This window comes from Rhodovulum kholense (assembly GCF_003053725.1).
GTDB classification, from domain to species: domain Bacteria; phylum Pseudomonadota; class Alphaproteobacteria; order Rhodobacterales; family Rhodobacteraceae; genus Rhodovulum; species Rhodovulum kholense.
Genome location: NZ_QAYC01000025.1, coordinates 12,195 through 31,971, shown reverse-complemented (window position 1 = coordinate 31,971; position 19,777 = coordinate 12,195). Strand labels below are relative to the sequence as shown.

Sequence of the window (19,777 nt, the reverse complement as noted above, 5' to 3'; positions counted from 1 at the left end):
GCGGAAAGATACAAGCCTGTTCTGGGAGCATTGGCCGGTCCGCGCACCATGAGCCCCCCGGGCCGGACCCGGCACAATCCTGCTGAGCCCGGCCCCTTGCGGGCCCGCGCCGATCCGGTCGGTCAGGAGAGCTTGCCGGTCCGGCCCGTCAGGCCAGGACCATTTCCGGCACCTCGTCGGGCACGATCAGCCGGGCCGCGGTTGCCGCGAGAATGTCGTCGACCGCGACGCCCGGCCCGCGCTCGCGCAGGGCAAGACCCTCGTCGGTCGGCTCGATCACCGCCATCTCGGTCACGATCAGGCTGACCCGGCGCAGCGCGGTCAGCGGCAGGGTGCATTCGGGCACGATCTTCGGATCGCCCTTGGCGGCATGGACCATCGCCACGATCACCCGGCGCGCGCCCGAGACCAGGTCCATCGCGCCGCCCATCCCCGGCACCATCTTGCCCGGCACCATCCAGTTGGCCAGATGGCCCTTTTCGTCCACCTGCAGCCCGCCCAGCACGGTCATGTCCAGATGCCCGCCCCGGATCAGCCCGAAGCTCATCGCACTGTCGATCGAGGCGGCCCCGGGCACCGCGGTTACGAAACCGCCGCCCGCATCGGTCAGGTCGCGGTCCTCCATCCCGTCCGGCGGCCGCTGGCCCAGCCCGATCACCCCGTTCTCGGCCTGAAAGAAGACATGCATGTCGTCGGGCACGAAATTCGCTACCATCGAGGGCAGGCCGATCCCCAGATTGACCAGCATCCCCTCGCGCACCTCCTGCGCCACGCGCCGGGCGATCACTTCCTTGGCGTCCATCAGATCAGCCTTTCCAGAATATGGTCGACCAGCACCCCGGGCGTCTTGACCGCATCGGGCGGGATCATCCCAACGGGCATCACGTGATGCGGCTCGGCGATCACCGTGTCGGCGGCCATCGCCATCACCGGATTGAAGTTATGCGCGGTCAGGGTGTATTCGAGATTGCCGACATAGTCGCATTGCCGCGCCCCGATCAGCGCGAAATCGCCCCGGATCGGCTTTTCCAGAAGATAGGTCTTGCCGTCGACCTCGACCGTCGGCTTGCCCTCGGCGACGACGGTGCCAAGCCCCGTGGCGGTCAGCACGCCGCCAAGCCCGACGCCGCCCGCGCGGATGCGTTCGACCAGCGTGCCCTGCGGCACCAGCTCGACCTCGAGATCGCCCGCGATCATCTGGCGCTGGGTCTCGGGGTTCAGACCGATATGGCTGACGATGCATTTCGCCACCAGCCGGGCGTCGATCAGCTTGCCGATGTCCTTGCCCGGCCGCGCGGTGTCATTGGCGACGACGGTGAAGCCGCCCACGCCCCGCGCCACCAGCGCGTCGATCAGCCGGTGCGGCGAGCCCACGCCCATGAAGCCGCCAATCAGCAGCACCGCGCCTTCGGGGATCATCTCGGCGGCCTCGGCCGGTTTCAGCGCGCGCTTCATGCCGCGGCCTCCGCACGCCGGGCCAGCATGTCGCGGGCCGCGCGGGCGATGACGATTTCCTCGTCGGTGGGAATGATCAGGATGCGCACCCGGCTGAAATCGGTCGAGATGATGCGCTCATTGCGCATGTTGCGGGTCTCGTCCAGTTCCATCCCGATCCAGCCCATGCCCGCACAGACCTTTTCGCGGATCAGGGCCGAGTTCTCGCCGATGCCGCCGCAGAACACCATGGTGCTGATCCCGCCCAGCGCCGCGACCAGCCCGCCCAGCTCGCGGCGGATGCGGAAGACGAAATAGTCGATGGCCTGTCGCGCCTCCTCGGTGCCCGCAGCCTCGAGCGTGCGCATGTCGTTCGAGAGGCCCGATAGGCCCAGAAGCCCCGATTTGCGGTACAGCTCATCCTCGATCTCGGCCGGGGTCATGCCCTCGTTCATCAGCATGTAAAGCAGCACGCCCGGATCGAGCTGGCCGCAGCGGGTGCCCATCGGCAGCCCGTCGAGCGCCGAGAAGCCCATGGTCGAGGCGACCGAGCGCCCGCCCATCAGCCCGCACATCGAGGCGCCGTTGCCCAGATGCGCGACCACGGTCCGGCCCATATGCAGATGCGGCGCGATCTGGTGCAGCGTTTCGGAAATGTACTGATAGCTGAGCCCGTGGAACCCGTAGCGCCGCACACCCTGGTCGTAATACTTGCGCGGGATCGCGAAGGTATCGTTGACCCAGGGATGGTTGCGGTGGAAGGCGGTGTCGAAGCAGGCCAGCTGCACCGCCTCTGGAAACAGCTTCAGCGCCGCACGCGCACCCGCCAGATTATGCGGCTGATGCAGCGGCGCCAGCGGCTCGAACTGGGCAAGGCGGTCCATCACGGTCTGGGTCAGTTCGACCGGCTCGTCATAATCGGGCCCGCCATGCACCACCCGGTGACCGACGGCGTCAAGCTTGGCCTGCGGGCGCTGCTCTTTCAGGAACTCGACAGCCCGGGCCAAGGCCGTGTCGTGATCGGGCACATGGTTGCGCCCGAATTCCTGGTCGATCAGCACGAAGCCGTCCTGCCGCTTGGCCTTGATATGGGCGCGCTCGCCCGCCCCGATCCGCTCGATCGAGCCGACGATGCGCGGGTCGGGGTCCTCGACCGTGCCGTTCAGACGGAAAAAGCCGAATTTCAGCGAGGAGGACCCCGCATTCAGGGTCAGAACATGCGACATGGGTCTACTCCGCAGCCCGCCGGGCCGGCATCAGCCCGTGCAGCCGGGCATTGTGCAGCGTCGCCACGGCACAGGAGGCCAGACGCGCCTTGTCGTCGTCCGACCGCGAATTGAGGATGATCGGCACGGTCGCCCCCATCACCACGCCCGCGCCTTCGGCATGGCTGATATAGGCCAGCTGCTTGGCCAGCATGTTGCCCGCATCGAGGTTCGGCACGACCAGAACCTCGGCCCGCCCCGCCACCTGCGAGGTGATGCCCTTGGTACGCGCGGCCGTCAGATCGACCGCATTGTCCATCGCCAGCGGCCCGTCGACCATGCCGCCCCGGATCTGGCCGCGCTCGGCCATCTTCGACAGAAGCGCCGCATCGAGCGACGAGGGAATGTCGGGGTTCACCGTCTCGACTGCGGACAGCACGCCGACCTTCGGCACCTCTATCCCGATGGAAATCGCAAGGTCGATGGCGTTCTGCACGATGTCGACCTTGGTGCGCAGATCGGGCGCGATGTTGATCGCGGCATCGGTCACCAGCAGCGGATGCGGCACGCCCGGCACGTCCATCACGAAGACATGGGTGAAGCGCCGCCCGGCGCGCAGGCCGTTCTCCTTGCGCAGCGCGGCCTTCAGTAGCACGTCGGTGTGCAGATGCCCCTTCATCAGCGCGGCCGCACGGCCGCCCGCCACCAGATCGACCGCAAGATGCGCGGCGCGCTCGTGATCCGTCGCCTCGACGATCTCGATCCCGGCCAGCGAGGCGCCGATCTCGGCGGCGGCCGCCGTGATCTTCGCGGGATCGCCGATCAGGATCGGCGCGATGATCGTGTGCCGCGCGCCCAGAAGTGCCCCGCCCAGCGAGCGCGCCTCTTCGGGGCAGACCACCGCCGTCGGCAGCGGCGCCAGCGGTTCGGCCTGCGCGATCAGCGCGTCGAAATGCCGGTGGCGCTCGATCACCAGACCGGGGATTTCCAGATCGTTGAACACAAGCTTTTTCGGCGGCGCCTTGACCTCGGCCTCGCCGTCCAGCACCAGCGCCCCGTCCGAACAGCGTTCGACCCGGGTTTCCAGAACGATCCGGTTCGGCGGGCGCTTTTCGACGACCCTCACCCGGGTCAGAAGCTCGTCCCCGGCATGGGCGCGTTCGTGAAAGATCAGGCTCTGGCTCTGGTACAGCGTTCCGGGACCGGGCAGCAGGTTACCCAGAACGGCCGAGATCAGCGAGGCCTCCCACATCGCGGGCGCGACTGCCTCGGTCGCCCCGTCGCCATCGCCATCGACCCGCCCCAGATGCATCGGGTTGTAGTTCCCCGAAGCACTGGCAAAGACATAGAAATCGTCTTCCGTGCTGATCCGGACGATCTCGGCGCTGTCGCCCACCGAGATCTCGTCATAGGTGCGGTTTTCCGTAATCTTCATTCAGCAGTCTTTCCTTCTGCACCCGCCTTTGCCCGGCCCAAAGGCTTCGGGGTCTCGCTGACGCTGTCTTCGGGTCCGGGATGCTCGACCGCATCGCGCGTGGCCCGGGGGGCGCCCGCGCCCGGAGGCGCCAGCGGGTCGTCGATGACATCGGCGGTCAGCGGCTTCAGGCCCAGAACCGACCGGAAGCGTTGCAGCATTTCCAGCGTGTGCGGCGCCATCTCGTCGATGGGTCCCGGCACATACTGGACGACGCGCACCGCCAGCTCGCGTTCCTCGGGATCGCGCAACAGCTTGGGCAGGGTTTCGATCGCGCCCTCGGGGTCGTAGGTCGCGATCAGCGTCTGTTCGTGCAGGATGCGCGCGCGGCACTCGGCCGTCAACGAGGCGAAGGGCTCGTCGCGGTTCAGCACCCGCGCCGAGCGTTCCAGCCGGTCGCGCCGGACCGATCCGCGGCTTTCGGCCAGCAGGATCAGCATGCGGATCACCGCCTCGACGAACCCGCCCTGATCGACATGCGACAGCACCGTCTGCACGATCGGCAGGGCGCGCAGCTCGGCCGTCGACTTGCGGGTGCGCCGCAGCGCCTCGGGCGCGCCGAAGGCCCGCGCCCAGGGCGTGTTCCAGAGCGCGAAGAAGGTCATCTCGTACCAGGCGTCGCGCATGTCGCGGCCGAAATCGATCCATTGTTCGGTCAGATCGGCGGCGAAGCGTTCGGCCCAGAGGAAGGGGTTGTCGATGGCCGCCGGGTTGCGGTCCTCGCGCACCTTCTGGGCCGCGGTCGAGATCGGCGCGATCCAGGGGTTCATCGACGACATCATCGCCCGCTGCAGCCGCAGCGGATGCAGCCGCCGCGTCGCCTCGGCCACCTGCGGGTTGACCGAGGCCCGGACGATCGGGCGGACCATCGCGTCATAGGCTTCGGACTGGATATGGCTCATGCGCGAGACTGCGGCAAAGGCCGCCTCTTCGTCACGCCCGCCCGAGATCTTTTCCAGATCCGCGAAGGTCCGTTCGGCGAAGCTGACCAGGAACTTGCGGTTCTGGCCCCGGCCTTCGGCGGCGTCGATCTTCATTTCGTAAAGACCGGGCGCCAGCGCCTCGATGGTCTTCAGCGTCGAGGACACCTCGGTATGTTCCTTCTTGGCGATCTTCGAGGACACGAAGATCCCCAGATGCCCAACCTCTTCGTGGATCATGTAGACGATGCGCTGGCCACGGATGCGGATCTCGTCGACCCCGGCATAGCCGTCGAGGATCCAGTTCAACGCCTGTTGCGGCGGCGTGATGTTGTCGCCATGGCTGGTGAAGACGATGATCGGCGCCTGGATCATCTTGAGGTCGACCGGCCGCCCCGGTTCCAGCATCGCGGTGTTCTTGGTCAGCCGATTGCCGACAAAAAGCTGTTCGACGACCCAGCGGATCTCGGGCTCGTTCAGCGTGAAGAAGCCGCCCCACCAGCGTTCGAATTCCAGAAAGCGCTGGCGCGCGCCGGGCTGGTCGATGTCGCGGAAGATGTCGTAATACTTGCGGAAATAGTTACGGCTGGGGTTCAAAAGCTCGAAATTCGTCACCAGGTTGGCGCCGTCGAAGCGGCCGCCCCCCAGATCGGACCACAGCATCGGCTGCACGGTGCCGCCGAGGATGCCGCCATTATAGCGCATCGGGTGCCGACCGACCTCGCCCGACCAGGTCGCGACCGGGGTGCCGTTCAGCACGATCGGCCCCGTCAGGTCGGGATTGGTCGCCGCCAGCAGAAGCGTCGCCCAGCCGCCCTGACAGTTGCCCATGACAACGGGCTTGGCGGCCTCGGGATGAAGCCGCGTCACCTCGCGCACGAATTCCGCCTCGGCCCGGCAGACATCGGCGATGGTCTGGCCCGGCTTCGGATCGCGCCCGAAGGCCACGAAATAGACCGGATGGCCCTCCTTCAGCGCCACACCGACCTGGCTGTCTGGCTTGAACCCGCCGATGCCGCCGCCATGGCCCGCGCGCGGGTCGATGATGATATAGGGCCGCTTGTCGTCCCACACCTCGATCCCGTCGCGCGGCAGGATCCGCAACAGCTGATAATTGCAGGGATGCGGCAGGTCGGCCCCGTCGATCACCACCTCGTAATCGTAGATCAGCACGGGTGGGCAGCCCGCCGCCTCGTGCTCGCGAAAAATGTCGCCGCGCTCGCGCAGCGCATCCATGGCCAGCACCCAGCGTTCGCCGGCATCGCGCAGATAGTCGCGATAGGAGGCGGCGAGGCTCGCTGGCGTCAGGTCGGTCCCCGAGCTTCGCGCGGCATCCATCAGCCGGCGCATCTGCGCCAGCAGATCGCGCGCCCGGGTCGAATGGGTGTCGAGCATGCGGTTGCCATGCCGCCCGGCAACCTCGCGCATCAGGTCGGCGTTTTCCAGCGCCGCACTGGCCACCGCCGTCATCAGCGCCAGCCGGTCCTGCGCCATCGCTCCCGAGCCCCCGATCAGGGCCTGCATCATCTCTGCGGCGTCGTCGGAGGAACTGCGTTCCACATGCATGTTCATGGTCGTCTCCTTCAGCCGATGATCGAATAGCCGCCGTCGATGGCGTGAACGCCCCCCGTCACGTTGGACGCCTCGCGGCTGGCGAGAAACGCGCAATAGGCCCCGACATCCTCGATGGTGGCCAGGTGATGGGTCGGCGCCCGCTCGGCCGCCGCATCGAGCAGTTCGTCGAATTCCGCGATCCCCGAAGCCGCCCGCGTCGCCAGCGGCCCGGGCGAGAGCGCATGCACCGAAATGCCCTTCGGCCCCAGTTCGGCGGCGGCATAGCGCACCGTCGATTCAAGGGCGGCCTTGACCGGGCCCATGACATTATAGTGTTCGACCACGCGCGTCGCCCCGGCAAAGGACACGGTCATGCAGGTGCCCCCGGCGGGCATCAGCGCCTCCGCTCTCCGAATCATTCTAAGGAAAGAGTGTACCGAAATGTCCATCGCCAGCGAGAAGCCTTCGGCCGAACAGTCGACAACGCGGCCATGCAGGTCATCGCGCGGGCAGAAGGCAATCGAATGCACCACCGTGTCGAGCCGCCCCCAGCGCGCCCCGATCTCGGCGAAGACGGTATCCATCTCGGTCTCGTTGCGCACATCGAGCGGCAGGAAAATCTCGGCGCCGATCTCCTCGGCCAGCGGCCGGACGAAAGGTTCTGCCTTGTCATTGAGATAGGTAACCGCGATCCGGGCTCCCTGCGCGCGCAGCGCACGGGCGCAGCCCCAGGCGATGGACTTGTCGTTCGCGATCCCGACGATCAGTGCCGTCTGGCCTTCCAGTGAAAACATGCGTGCTCCCTGTACCGCCGCGGGCCTGCCCTTGCAGCCGCAGCGCCTTTGCACCTGCAGCATAGCGCGCTTCGGATCTCTTTGCACCCGCAGCGTAACCGGCGACGATGACAAAGCTGTGGCAGGGGGTGGAAAAGGCGCGGGCCGCCCTGCGGCCTTCGCGTGCCGGGCGCTTTCAGGCGGCGGGACCGCCGAGCGCGCGGAGCGCCCGAAGTTCGGGACCATCCTCGTCCTCGATCCCGTCCAGGACCAGATGCAGGGTCTCGACCAGACCGACCAGATGCTGCACCTCGGCCGCGCCGAACCGCCCCGACGCGCGCGAGAGCCCGGCCAGGCTTCGCGAGGTCGCGGGACCGACCGAGACCGTCACGCCATTGGCCACGCCAAAGGACCGCGCGGCGGCGATCACGCCGGCCGGGTCGTCAAGCGCGGTATCGTCCCAGTGAATGGCCCCGGTATTGCAGAACCCCCAGCGGACCGACGGATCGCTGACCACCAGCCCGTTCAGGTCGTAGTGATCGCACCAGGCCTGCGGATAGGTCCGGTACATCACCAGCGGGCGGGTAAAGCGGATATGCAGTGCCGCCACGAAACCGGTGTCGCAGCTTTGCCGCAGCGCCCCCAGCAGTTCGGCGGCCTTGCTTACCCTGTTCATCGACATCCGCCGCGCCTCGCAAACGCCCATGGAAATCCGGCGCTGCTCCTGCTACCAAAGCGCCGCATAGTTCAAGCCCTTCCCGACCAGATGTATAGCCGATGGATCTTCGCAAGAAACTGACCGACCGTCTCGCCACGCTTGCCCCCGCAGGGTTCTATGTCGGGCTGCGGCTCGGGTTCGCCTATCCCGCCCAGGAAATCAACCGCCTGCCCGGAGACTGGACGGATTACTATGCGCGCAGCGGACTTATCGTGCAGGACCCCGTTTTCCGCTGGGTCTATGCGCGCACCGGCGTCACGCCCTGAGCGGCGCTGGCCCATGACGATCCTTCCGACGTCTTCGGACAGGCCGCCGCCTTCGGACTGCGCTTTGGGGCCGTGGTCTCGGTAATGCGGCCAGGCGACTCGGGACGGCGCAGTTATGGCACCTTCGCCCGGTCGGATCGCGCCTATGGCCCGACGGAAATGGCCGAGCTTCTGGGCATCGTCACCCGCCTGCACGTATCCGAGTCCGGGGAACGCCCCCTGACCCGCGCCGAGACCGAGGCGCTTCGGATGCAGGCCGATGGCCTGCGCCTGAAGGAGATCTCGGCCGAGCTCGACATCTCGATGAGCGCAGTGAAGGCCCGTCTGGCCAATGCCAAGCGCAAGCTCGGCGCCGCCACGACGTCGCAGGCGACATCCCTGGCGCGCTGCCGCGGCGTGATCTGACGCCCGCGGCACGCCGCGTTGTTCCGAATTTCGGGATCTTTTCCCTAGCCCTAGCTTTCCGGGACCGGCGCACGCCGCCCGACGTCTTGCCAACTGAAAAACCGGCACACTGCACCTATAAAGGTCATCATATTTGCGCCTGCAGTGCAACGGACGATGCCCCCCTGCGGCGAACGTTCCGGAAATACCCGCCTCGAAGGGCTGGAATGCAGAGGTCGATTCAATTCTTGCTGAGCAGGCCGGTTCCGGATGGCGGAACTTCGCTTGATCAATTAGTATACGCATCGACGCAATCAATTTATTAATAGACGGGGCCGGGCGAAATTCCGCTTTTAAAGAGGCCGAAAACACGGCACGGCTTAAAATCCGCCTGGGCAGCCATTTCGCTCTTGGCAAAGACAATTTCTCGGTACAAAGTCCCGCCATTGCAGACGACTAACAGCCGATCCCCACTCGATCGAAGGAAAACCGAGATGCCAAAAGACCTGGAAACCCTCTCGCTCAAGGAACTCAAGGAACTCCGCAAGGACGTCGACACCGCGATCTCTTCTTTTCACGAACGCGAGAAGGCAAAGGCCCGCGCAGTTCTTGAGGCAACCGCCAAGGAAATGGGTTACTCCCTGGACGATATACTGGGCAAGAAGGCGCGCCGGGTGAAACCCACGGCGAAATATCGCAATCCCGAAAATCCCGCCGAAACCTGGAGCGGCCGCGGACGCCGTCCGCGCTGGCTGGAAGAGGCTTTGTCGAAAGGCGCCAGTCTCGAGGATTTCGCCATCGCCTGACCTCTCCCCTGGGGTGCGGCGCCGGGATGGCGCCCGCCCCGGGACCTGCCTGGCCGAAGCTTCGCCGATGGCGACCCGGCCGGAGCCTCCGCCCGGGGGAACATGGACGACCGCAAACGGGCTAAGCGGGCTCGGGGTCAAATCGACAAAGCGCCCCCCCCCCGAGCTTGGCTCTCCCCCTTTCCCTTGCCGGTGCAGCGCTCTAGACAGGCGGCACAATCCTTGAACCGGGAAGGGCTCGCATGACCCGCGTCTTCATTACCGGCACGGCCGGCTTCATCGGGTTCCACCTCGCCGATCTTCTGCTGGCGGAAGGCATGACCGTGCATGGCTATGACGGCATGACCGACTATTACGACGTTTCGCTCAAGCGCCGCCGCCTGGCGCAGCTTGAAGGCCGAGCGGGCTTTGCGATGACCGAGGCGATGCTGGAGGATAACGACGCCCTGTCGCAGGCCGTCGACGGCTTTCGCCCCGACATCATCGTCCATCTCGCGGCCCAGGCTGGCGTTCGCTACAGCCTCGACAACCCGCGCGCCTATGTCGACTCGAACCTCGTCGGCACCTTCAACGTGATGGAAGCCGCCCGGCGCCAGTCGGTCCGGCATCTGATGATGGCCTCGACCTCGTCGGTCTATGGCGCCAATACCGAGATGCCCTTTACCGAAACCCAGAAGGCCGACCTGCCGCTGACGATCTATGCGGCAACGAAGAAGGCGACCGAGGCGATGGGCCATGCCTATGCCCACCTGCACGATCTGCCGACCACGATGTTCCGCTTCTTCACGGTCTACGGGCCCTGGGGCCGTCCCGACATGGCGCCGATCAAGTTCGCCAGCCGCATCGTCCGAGGCGAGCCCATCGACATCTACAATCACGGCGACATGTATCGGGATTTCACCTATGTCACCGACCTGGTGCGCGGCATCCGCCTGCTGATGGACGCCGTCCCCGAACGGCCCGCCGACGGCCGCGTGCCCGAGGGCGACAGCCTGAGCCCGGTCGCCCCGTTCCGGGTGGTCAATATCGGCAATTCCGAGAAGGTGCGGCTGCTTGACTTTATCGACGCGCTCGAATCGGAGCTCGGAACGCCGGCGATCCGCAACTACATGGACATGCAGCCGGGGGACGTTCCGGCCACCTGGGCCGATGCCTCGCTGCTGCAGCGCCTGACCGGCTATCGCCCGAAGACGCCGATGCGCGAGGGCGTCGCCCGGTTCGTGGACTGGTTTCAGGCGAACCACGCGTCCTGAAAACCGCAATCCGCAGGAAAGGAACGGAAAACGGCAGGGTTCCTGCCGTTGCCCCTTGCCGGGCGAAGGCCTGCGTGGTTACCTGAAAACAGGAAGGGTTTCCGGCTCAGAGACAATCCTGTTTCGCGAATACTATTTGTTTAGAGCGGTTGCCTAAGACGACATCATGACCGCGTATTTTCAGACTGCCGCCCAGACGTTCCGCGCCCTTGCCTGCGCGGCGGCGATGGCTGTTCCCCCGACCGCAGTTACGGGCCAGACCATTCCGCATCCGGGCGCCGTCAGGCTGGCGATCCAGAATGCCGACGCCCAGGCCCCCCGCGCGAAATCGGTGGTCGAGTTGCAGGGGCTTCGTGCCTCGCAGACCGCCCTGTCGCGCGATGGCACCCGGGTCCGGCTGACCTCGCTCAACCCGTATGCCAATGGCTGGTTCCTGCTGGAAATCGACCGCCCCGGCCAGAGGAGCGAAGCCTATCACCTGGAAAACCCGGATCCGCTGACCCGCGATGTCGCGCTCAGCGACGATCCGGTTCCGGCGATCCTGCTGACCGAGGGCCAGACCCGGATCAAGTGCCGGCCCTGGACGGTGGCGACGCCCGAATTGTCCGACGCCCGCACCTCGGGTCTGCCCTTCGCGCCGATCTGCGACGGCCAGCTTTATCTGCGCAACCCGGTTTCGGGGGCGCGCACCAATCTTGAACGGACAGCCGAATTCCTGCGCGACAACGTGTGGTTCGGGGAATCCCTCGTCGGCTTCGTCAAGGACACGCTTTACAAGGACCGCTATCTCGCCAGCGGCGAGGTCCTGGCCGGCGCCGATCCCGGCGAGGTCAACCGAATGCTGGGCCGGGCTGACCTTCGCGATTTCCCGGTCATGTACACGACGATGACCTTCAGCCTTGTCGGCGCCACCCCCGAACGCATGGAGATGGGCGCCTGGTATGCCGTGCGCGGCGCGCCGGGCATCTATGCCTCGGCCCTGCAGCCGCGCATGATCAGCCCCGAAATCCTCGGGCGCCGGGGCGAGACGAACGCGCTCGACGGGGTCGAGTCTCGGGCGGATGTCTATCTCGTGGCCTTCGACATGACGAATTTCGACATCGGCTACGAAACCGGAACCGAACACCCCCGGCTCGAATGGTCCTCGCGTCCCTCGGGGGCGGGCCGAAGCTGGACCCTGCCCGGCCCGGACGGGTTCGACACCGCGCGCCCGCTGGCGACCATGGGCATGGTCAACCCCCAAGAGGCCCGCCGGATCGCAGCCACCTTTACGGGTGGGTTCAAGCGCGACCATGGTGCCTTCCGTTTCGGGCCGATGGCCGGGTTCAACAATGGCCACCACTACGGCTTTGTCGTGCAGGGGACCGTCCTCAGCAGCCTGCAGCCCGGGCTCTCGACGCTTTTCGTTCTGGATGACGGCACCGTCGGCATGAAGACCTGGACCGAGGCCGACAATGCGCTGCTGCCGCAGATCCGCTTTGCCCGGCAGAATGGCGTGCCGATCATCGAACGCGACCCCGCGACCGGAAACGGCGTGGTCGGCCCGCTGGTCCGGCAATGGGGGGCGGGCAACTGGTCGGGCTCGGCCAATGCCGATCTCCGGACGCTTCGCGCCGGGGCCTGCATGAAGACCGCGGCCGGCCGCCAGTTCCTGATCTATGGCTGGTTCTCGACCGCCACGCCCTCGGCCATGGCCCGCACCTTCCAGGCCTATGGCTGCGACTATGCCATGCTGCTGGACATGAACGCCATCGAGCACACCTACATGGCGCTTTACACCCCGGAAAAGGGCGGCGGCATCGACGCGCGCCATCTGGTCGCCGGCATGAGCCGGATCGACGAGAAAAGCCGCGACGGCCATGTCATTCCGCGCTTCATCGGCTTCCCGGACAACCGCGACTTCTTTTACCTGATGCGCAAGGAGCCGTTGCCATGATCCGCATTCTGGGCCTCCTCACGATCTGGCTGGCCCTTGCCGCGACACCCGGCACCGCGCAAAGCCTGGCCGACTCGAATGCCCAACTCTTTCGCGAACTGCAATCGGCGCGCGGCGTCAGCGGCCCGGCAATCGAGCGGATCCAGCAGATCTTTGCGCGCTCGCGGGTTCTGGGGCAGGGCAATCCGGCTATCACCCGCCACGCCATGACCCGCGAAGAGTGCAATTCCCGCGCCGGCGGCAATGCGCTGGCCGCCTATGCCGACAAGCGGTTCGAAAAGATTTGCGGCGCCAAATACATGGCTCCGCTTTACGATCCCCGGACCGAACGACCCGATGACGCGAAGGCCTGTATCGACCAGTTCGAATATCCCAATATTCCGTGCAGCTACCCGGTGGTCTGGGTGAAGGCCAAGGAGGCCGCCGAGATCTGCGCCGCAGAAGGCAAGCGGCTGTGCGACGCGCATGAATGGGAAGGCGCCTGCGCCGGTGCACTGGAACCGCCCGACTACCGCTTCGACCTCGCTCGCGGCCAGTCGGACTCGGGCGCCGTCAACCGGATGCGGGCCGCGCATAACGCCAAATACCAAAGCTCCGCCAGCTGGAGCTATGGCCCGGCCTTCCGCACGGGGGTCTGTGCGCAGGACAGCGTGAAAAGCCCGACCTGTCCCGGCGGCGGGTTCGGCAATTGCGGGTCCAACACCTACCCGACCGGCAGTTTCAACGGCTGCACCAGCCCGCTGAAGGTCTATGACATCAACGGCAACGCCGCCGAACACATGAACCTGCCGCTCGCCCCCGACCAGATGGCCAGCACGGGCAGCACGCGGCTTGGCGTTACAGAGATGAAAGGGTCCTGGTTCATCTGGGACAAGTATCGCGCGCATCCCGACTGGTGCCGCTGGCGCGCGCCCTTCTGGCACGGCGCACGGGTGATGAGCCCGGCAAGCCACGAGAATTACCACCTCGGATTTCGCTGCTGCAAGACGCTGAACTGATCGGCCCGGCCACCTGCGGAATTTGCCAGATCCCGGCACGGTTCGAGTCGGACGCTCGCAACGCGGTCCGGGCAGCGCCCGCTCGATTGCAAAACGGGATCGCCGCCGGTCAAAGCGGGCCCGGAGGTCTGTCACCCAAGCGTCACACCATCAGCCGGTCATATTGGCCAGGCAGGAAGCGCCCCGGCGGCCTATCTTCGACATGCGGAACCGCCCCGCGGTGCATTACGGTCGCAGGGTGAAGACCACGTAGTCGGGAGCAAGACGCTCGACGACTTCGGCGGTTCCGAAGGCCGCGTTCAGTTCCGCAAAGGACGCGGACGAACACACGCCTCGGATCTGCCGCCCCGTCAGGGCGCTCAGCTTCGGGCCAAGGTCTTCCTTATGCGCGAGATAGACAAACGGCCGTCCGTTCGAGGCATAGAACGACACCGCACCCGGAGAGAAACGGGTCTTTCTGTCCCAGCCGCAGACGACCAGCGTTTCGTCGTCCTGAAGCTGCATGCCCACGGTCGGCAGCACGGTCGATTGCGCGGCCTGATCGCGGGCCGATTGCCCGGACACCAGGATGGCGGGTTTCAGCGGCCCCAGAAGCAGCAACGACATGATCCCGGTCAAGATCCATTTCCGGCGCAACCGTGCCCGCGACTGAAAGATCCAGACCGCCACGACCGCGCAGAACAAGGGGACGAGGTTCAGGGTATAGCGCGGATAGACCGCGCCCCCGGCCAGAACGATGCTGGCGACATATCCCAGCACCACCGCCGTGAAGCCGAAGAGCCGCGGGTCGCGCAAGAGCGTCGGCAAGACGAAAAGCCCGGCGATGGCCCCGAGCCTAAGGAAGGGTTCGTCGCGGATCACGATCCCCCAGACATCACCGAAACCGCGCATCCCGGAGGTTGCGTCGGGGGAAAACCGGCCGATCAGTTCGTTGTCGACGGCCGATCGGATGGCCGCAGATCCGTGCAACAGGATCTGCAGCAGCGGCCAGGCGGCGGCGAGGCACAGCGCCAGAAGACCCGCGACCGGAAAGATCCGGGACCTCAGGCCGGGCAAGGCCACGCCCCGAAGCCGCGCGGCCAGCGCCGCCCCGGCGACGAAGACGGCCACGGCGGCAAGGGCTCCGGGCGATTTCTGCAGGGCGCCAAGACCGACCGCCACCGCGACCCACCACCAGTTCGCGGGCTCTTTCAGGGCGCGATACGCAAAGAGCAGGGCAAGCGTGACGAAGGCGGCCGACCCGGTCTCGAGCATGCCGGACATGGCATGGGACCAGAACTCGGTCGAGCTGGCCAGCAGGATCACGGCGGCCGGCGCGGCATGGGGGTGCGCGGGCGCGATGCTGCGGGCCAGCGAGGCCGTCGCGACCAGACAGACGACCGAAAAGATCCAGGACGGGATCCGGATCGCGACGGTTTCGTCGACCCCCGCACCCAGAAAGACCGCGCCCATCCAGTATTGCAAAGGCGGCTTCTGGAAATTCGGAAGGTTCGAGGAATAGACGGTCGTCCAGTCTCCGAAGCGCAGAAAACCGTTCGTCCGGTCGAGGGTGAGAAATTCGTCGAAGCGATAGAGTTGGCCGACCGGCAGTTGCGTGAAGTAGAAAAGCGCCAGACCCGAGATCAGGATAAGGCCGAGCTTCTGCGGATCGCGGAGCCAGGAGTTCATGAAATCCTCGTCTATTGGGGTGACGTTGGGGCGGGCAAGGACGGGCACGCCGTTCGCAACGGGTCTTGCCGGGTGATAGCGGAAAAGTCCATTCCGCAGAGAGCGGAGACGGAGCCAGCCCTCGGGGAGCCTGCCGCCGGAGCCGGAAAAGGCGCCGAGGCGGGGGCGAAGGCCTGCGCCCCGCATGCTGCAGGCGCCCCGGCGGCCCCGACTCCGCCGCGCGCCTGCGGCCGCATCGGCGGGCAATTCCCCCCTCGTCATGCGCCTAAATCCACGACAAGCAAAAAAAACTGCCCTAACATCGGCGTCCAGAGGCCCAGATCGAGGCTTCGAGAAATAATTCTCAGGGAGTGTCACCACAATGAAACTTCGCATTCTGCTTGTCGGTCTACTGTCCACCACGGCATTCGGCGCGGCGTCTGGCTCGGCCGAAACGCTGCGTCTCTTGACCTGGGGGTCCTATGCCCCCGATGAGCTGATCCAGAAATTCGAAGAGCGCTATCCCGACATCGATGTCGAGGTCACCTATTCCAACAACGAGGAAATGATCGCCAAGCTGCGCGCCACCGGCGGCGCGGGCTTCGATCTGGCCCAGCCCAGCCATGACCGGATCTATGCCGCGCAGCTTGAATACGGCATTTACAAGCCGCTGGACCTGTCGCAGATCGACACCGACGTCATGTCGCCGGTGCATCTGGAGGCGGTCAAGACGAACGCGACCCTCGACGGCAAGGTCTATGCCGTGCCGCATCAATGGGGCACCACCGGGCTGATGGCCGACATCACCAAGGCCCCCGACGTCAAGGGCTGGGACGATCTGTGCGACCCGGCCTATACCGGCAAGACCTCGATGCGGCTGCGGCGCACCATCCTTTTGGGAACCGCCTTCGCGATGGGCGAGGACCCCTTTGCGGCCTATTCCGACCTCGACAAGTACCAGGACCTGCTGGACCGGGTGGCCGACAAGCTGATCGCCTGCAAGCAGGTCATCAAGGCCTACTGGCAGGGCGGGGACGACCTGTCGGCGATGATGCTGTCGGGCGAGATCGTGGCCTCGGAAACCTGGGATTCGACCGCCTACAAGCTTTACGACCAGAACCAGAACATCGTGTTCATCCCGCCCGAGACCGGGGCGCTGACCTGGATCGACACTTTCGCGATCCCCGCCAAGGGCGAGGCCGACGACGCGGCCTACAAGTGGATCAACTTCGTGCTGGAGCCCGAGAACGTCACCATCATGTCGGGCAGCACCGGCGCCATCGCGGCGGTCAAGGGCGGCGCCGACCTGCTTCCCGAGGACAAGAAGGCGGCGGTGAAGGCCTCCTTCACCGAAGCCGATATCGAGAACCTGAAATTCTTCGCCAACATCCCTCCGGGGGTCGAGGACATGGAAGGCAAGACGCTCGAGAAGATCAAGGCCGCGACCGGCGGCTGACGGCCAGCCGAGCGCAGGGCAGCCGGGACAGCGCGCGCCGTCCCGGTCCTTTCCCTTGTCACAACACATGACCCACAATCGGACGACCGCAACCAGATGACGACGGACGATGCCTTCGACCTCGAATGCCTGGGGATTTGCAAGGATTTCGGAGCATTCAGGGCCGTCGATGACGTCTCTTTCCGGATCCCCAGTGGCACCTTTTTCTCGATCCTCGGCCCCTCGGGCTGCGGCAAGACCACCTTGATGCGCATGATCGCGGGCTTCGAGACCCCGACGCAGGGCGACATCCTGCTGAAGGGCAGGTCGGTGCTGTCGGTGCCGCCCAACCGGCGCAACGTGAAGATGGTGTTCCAGCATCTGGCCCTTTTCCCGATGATGGATGTCTACGAGAACATCGCTTATGGCCTGCGCTGCGCGGGCGCGGGCAAGGACGAGATCGCCGGGCGCGTCGCCGATGTGCTGACCCGCGTGGCCCTGCCCGACCTTGCGCGGCGGCAGATCCACCAGCTGTCTGGCGGACAGAAACAGCGGATCGCCATCGCCCGCTGCATGGCGCTGAACCCCGACGTGCTGCTACTGGACGAACCGCTGGGCGCGCTCGACCTCAAGCTGCGCGAGGCGATGAAGATCGAGCTGAAGCTCTTGCAGCACCAGTTCGACACGACCTTCGTCTATATCACCCATGACCAGTCCGAGGCGCTGGTGATGTCGGATTATGTCGCGGTGATGAATGCCGGGCGGTTCGAACAGGTCGGCCGCCCCGAAGAGCTTTATCACGCGCCGAAGACCGCCTTCGTGGCTGGGTTCGTGGGCGACTCGAACCGCTGGAGCGGCCGCGCGCTTGAGGTCAGGGCCGACGGGATCAAGGTCGAGACCGAGGCCGGGCTGACCGTCGTCGCCACCGCCTTCGGCGACGGGGCGATTTCGGCAGGCGACGCGGTCGAGGTTTTCGTCCGCCCCGAATTCATCGCGGCGACCCGGCCCGGCCCGGACGCCGCCGCGCCCGGGGGCAATACGCATTCCGGCACGGTCGACAGCGTGCTTTTCAACGGCGCGAACAGCCGGGTGCTGGTCCGCAGCCCCAACGGCACGATGATCGAAGCCGATGTGGTGGTGACCGGCGGCGGCAACGACCTGCACGAAGGCGATCCGGTCCGGCTCGACTGGCCCTTCGCTCAGACCATGTGTTTCGCGGCGGGAGGTGCCTGATGACGCGGGACGCCAAACGCCTGTCGCTGATCCTGCTTTTCGCGCCCTTCGCGCTGTGGATCCTGCTGCTGATCGTGCTGCCCCATATCGGCATGGTGGCGCTGTCGCTGCGCGAAAAGGTGGCGCCCAGGATCTACGAGTTCGGGTTCGGCAACTACATCGACTTCCTGAACGAGCCGATCTACTGGAACACGCTGCTGCGCACCGCGTCGATGTCGCTTCTGGTGACGGCGCTGGCGCTGTTGATCGGGTTTCCCATCGCCTATTACATCGCCAAGATCGCCGGGCGGCGGGCGCGGGGGGCGCTGTTCCTGATGTGCCTGATCCCGCTTTGGGTCAGCGACCTGATCCGCGCCTTCGGCTGGATCCTGCTGTTGCGGCAAACGGGCGTGATTTCCAGCCTGCTGGTCTGGTCGGGGATGACCGACGAGGGCATCGAGTTTCTTTACAACGACGCCGCGGTGATCGTCGGGCTGGTCTATACGGTGATCCTGTTCATGATCGTGCCGCTGGTCTCGACCCTCGACGGGATGGGCGACGACATGATCGAGGCGGGCTACAATCTGGGCGGCGGCCATCTGACGGTGCTGCGGCGCATCATCATCCCCTATGCGATGCCGGGCATCGTCGCGGGCTGCATAGTGACATTCATGCTGACCGCGGGCAGCTACCTGACCCCGATCCTTCTAGGCGGCAAGAATTCCAGCTGGTTCACCGAGCAGATCTACAACCAGTTCATCACCCGCTTCAACTGGGAGTCGGGCGCGGCCTTCGGCTTCCTGCTGCTGGCCTTCACCTCGATCACGGTCTGGCTGGGGCTGAGGCTCAGCGGACAGTCGCTGGCCAATACCGTGGCGCGGACCTGAGGGGGCGGGGATGGCACATGCGCAGACCAACCGGGCGCTGATGGCGGGCTACAAGGCCTATGTCGCCGCCTTCTTCATCTTCCTCGCGGCGCCGCTGATCGCGGCGGGAAGCTTCGCCTTCAACGACTCGCTCTTTCCGGCGCTGCCCTGGCAAGGCTTCACGCTGGACTGGTTCTTCAACGACACCGAGCCCAAGCTTGGCATGTTCCACGACCGGCGACTGCTGAGCGGGCTTTACTATTCCTTCGTGATCGCGGCGATGGTCGCGGCGCTGTCGGTCGCGGTCGGCACCACCAACGCGTTTCTCTTCGTGCGGCGCGAATTTCCCTTCAAGACCTTCTTCTACATCGTGATGATCGTGCCCCTGGTGATCCCCGGCGTGATCCTCGGGATCTCGATCCTGGTGCTGGCCAGCAATGTCGCCAATGCCGTCTACGACCGGTTCGGGGTCGAAATCAGCCTGCTGCGGCCCGGCATCTTTCTGGTCGTGCTGGGCCAGTTCTCGTTCATCACCACGATCACCTCGCTCGTCATCACCGCCCGGCTGAAGAAATTCGATCTCTCGCTGGAAGAAGCGGCCTTCAACCTCGGCGCCAGCCGGGCCCGGGTGCTCTGGACCATCACCCTGCCCTATCTGCGGCCCGCGATGATCGCCTCGGCGATCGTGGCCTTTCTGGTCTCGTTCGAGAATTTCAACACGACGCTCTTCCTCGTCGGGTCGGAAAGCCCGCTGACCATCACCATGTACGACCGCATGGCCAAGGTCGGCTCGACCCCCGTGCTGAACGCGGTGTCCTTCGTGCTGATGGTGGGGTCCGGGCTTCTGGCCTTGGTTTCCGTCGCCGTCCAGCGCCCCGATCCTTCCGGACAATGAC

General features: G+C 65.7%; 18 protein-coding genes. 10 read left to right on the top strand and 8 right to left on the bottom strand.

Going from position 1 to position 19,777, the window contains the following annotated elements:
• Positions 1–148: 148 nt before the first annotated feature.
• From C8N38_RS19880 to C8N38_RS19850, 7 genes are all read right to left on the bottom strand, one after another.
• The gene (locus C8N38_RS19880) at positions 149–802 is read right to left on the bottom strand and encodes a 3-oxoacid CoA-transferase subunit B (RefSeq protein ID WP_108028862.1); all 654 of its coding nucleotides are present in this window, start codon (positions 800–802) and stop codon (positions 149–151) included.
• A complete protein-coding gene (locus tag C8N38_RS19875; RefSeq protein WP_108028861.1) occupies positions 802–1,455 on the bottom strand; it encodes a CoA transferase subunit A in 654 nt (217 codons plus the stop codon). The genes C8N38_RS19880 and C8N38_RS19875 overlap by 1 nt, the downstream gene beginning before the upstream one ends.
• Positions 1,452–2,660, bottom strand: coding sequence for an acetate/propionate family kinase (locus C8N38_RS19870; RefSeq protein WP_108028860.1), 1,209 nt, complete (start codon positions 2,658–2,660; stop codon positions 1,452–1,454). The genes C8N38_RS19875 and C8N38_RS19870 overlap by 4 nt, the downstream gene beginning before the upstream one ends.
• Before the next feature lie 4 nt (positions 2,661–2,664).
• Positions 2,665–4,074 (bottom strand): bifunctional enoyl-CoA hydratase/phosphate acetyltransferase, encoded by a 1,410-nt coding sequence (locus C8N38_RS19865; RefSeq protein WP_108028859.1) that lies wholly within the window; start codon positions 4,072–4,074, stop codon positions 2,665–2,667.
• Entirely contained in the window at positions 4,071–6,605 is a 2,535-nt protein-coding gene (locus tag C8N38_RS19860) for a DUF3141 domain-containing protein (protein WP_245895820.1), read from the bottom strand. Before C8N38_RS19860 ends, C8N38_RS19865 begins: the two co-directional genes overlap by 4 nt.
• A gap of 11 nt (positions 6,606–6,616) precedes the next feature.
• The gene (gene fabI / locus C8N38_RS19855) at positions 6,617–7,381 is read right to left on the bottom strand and encodes an enoyl-ACP reductase FabI (RefSeq protein ID WP_108028858.1); all 765 of its coding nucleotides are present in this window, start codon (positions 7,379–7,381) and stop codon (positions 6,617–6,619) included.
• Between the two features lie 175 nt (positions 7,382–7,556).
• A complete protein-coding gene (locus C8N38_RS19850) occupies positions 7,557–8,036 on the bottom strand; it encodes an autoinducer binding domain-containing protein (RefSeq protein WP_158272397.1) in 480 nt (159 codons plus the stop codon).
• A 101-nt stretch (positions 8,037–8,137) separates the two neighbouring features.
• Here C8N38_RS19850 and C8N38_RS19845 point away from each other — a divergent pair, with 101 nt between their 5' ends.
• The 6 genes from C8N38_RS19845 (at position 8,138) to C8N38_RS19820 (ending at position 13,721) form a co-directional block, all read left to right on the top strand.
• Positions 8,138–8,344: a hypothetical protein gene (locus C8N38_RS19845; RefSeq protein WP_108028856.1), complete on the top strand. Its 207-nt coding sequence runs from the start codon at positions 8,138–8,140 to the stop codon at positions 8,342–8,344.
• An 84-nt stretch (positions 8,345–8,428) separates the two neighbouring features.
• Complete coding sequence (locus tag C8N38_RS19840) at positions 8,429–8,749, top strand: response regulator transcription factor (RefSeq protein ID WP_108028855.1); 321 nt, start codon at positions 8,429–8,431, stop codon at positions 8,747–8,749.
• Positions 8,750–9,222: 473 nt separating this feature from the next.
• Positions 9,223–9,534, top strand: coding sequence for an H-NS histone family protein (locus C8N38_RS19835; RefSeq protein ID WP_108028854.1), 312 nt, complete (start codon positions 9,223–9,225; stop codon positions 9,532–9,534).
• Positions 9,535–9,776: 242 nt separating this feature from the next.
• Complete coding sequence (locus C8N38_RS19830; RefSeq protein ID WP_108028853.1) at positions 9,777–10,787, top strand: GDP-mannose 4,6-dehydratase; 1,011 nt, start codon at positions 9,777–9,779, stop codon at positions 10,785–10,787.
• Between the two features lie 166 nt (positions 10,788–10,953).
• Positions 10,954–12,723, top strand: coding sequence for a hypothetical protein (locus C8N38_RS19825; RefSeq protein ID WP_108028852.1), 1,770 nt, complete (start codon positions 10,954–10,956; stop codon positions 12,721–12,723).
• A complete protein-coding gene (locus tag C8N38_RS19820) occupies positions 12,720–13,721 on the top strand; it encodes a hypothetical protein (protein ID WP_108028851.1) in 1,002 nt (333 codons plus the stop codon). Before C8N38_RS19825 ends, C8N38_RS19820 begins: the two co-directional genes overlap by 4 nt.
• A gap of 225 nt (positions 13,722–13,946) precedes the next feature.
• Here the strand turns inward: C8N38_RS19820 and C8N38_RS19815 are convergent, their stop codons facing one another.
• Positions 13,947–15,389, bottom strand: coding sequence for an ArnT family glycosyltransferase (locus C8N38_RS19815; protein WP_158272396.1), 1,443 nt, complete (start codon positions 15,387–15,389; stop codon positions 13,947–13,949).
• Positions 15,390–15,750: 361 nt separating this feature from the next.
• Between C8N38_RS19815 and C8N38_RS19810 the strand changes: the two genes are divergently transcribed.
• The 4 genes from C8N38_RS19810 (at position 15,751) to C8N38_RS19795 (ending at position 19,776) form a co-directional block, all read left to right on the top strand.
• Positions 15,751–16,824, top strand: coding sequence for an extracellular solute-binding protein (locus C8N38_RS19810; protein WP_108028849.1), 1,074 nt, complete (start codon positions 15,751–15,753; stop codon positions 16,822–16,824).
• 96 nt (positions 16,825–16,920) lie between these two features.
• Positions 16,921–18,036, top strand: coding sequence for an ABC transporter ATP-binding protein (locus C8N38_RS19805; protein ID WP_108028848.1), 1,116 nt, complete (start codon positions 16,921–16,923; stop codon positions 18,034–18,036).
• Entirely contained in the window at positions 18,036–18,902 is an 867-nt protein-coding gene (locus tag C8N38_RS19800; protein ID WP_108028847.1) for an ABC transporter permease, read from the top strand. Before C8N38_RS19805 ends, C8N38_RS19800 begins: the two co-directional genes overlap by 1 nt.
• 10 nt (positions 18,903–18,912) lie before the next feature.
• Entirely contained in the window at positions 18,913–19,776 is an 864-nt protein-coding gene (locus tag C8N38_RS19795; RefSeq protein ID WP_108028846.1) for an ABC transporter permease, read from the top strand.
• Position 19,777 lies beyond the last annotated feature (1 nt).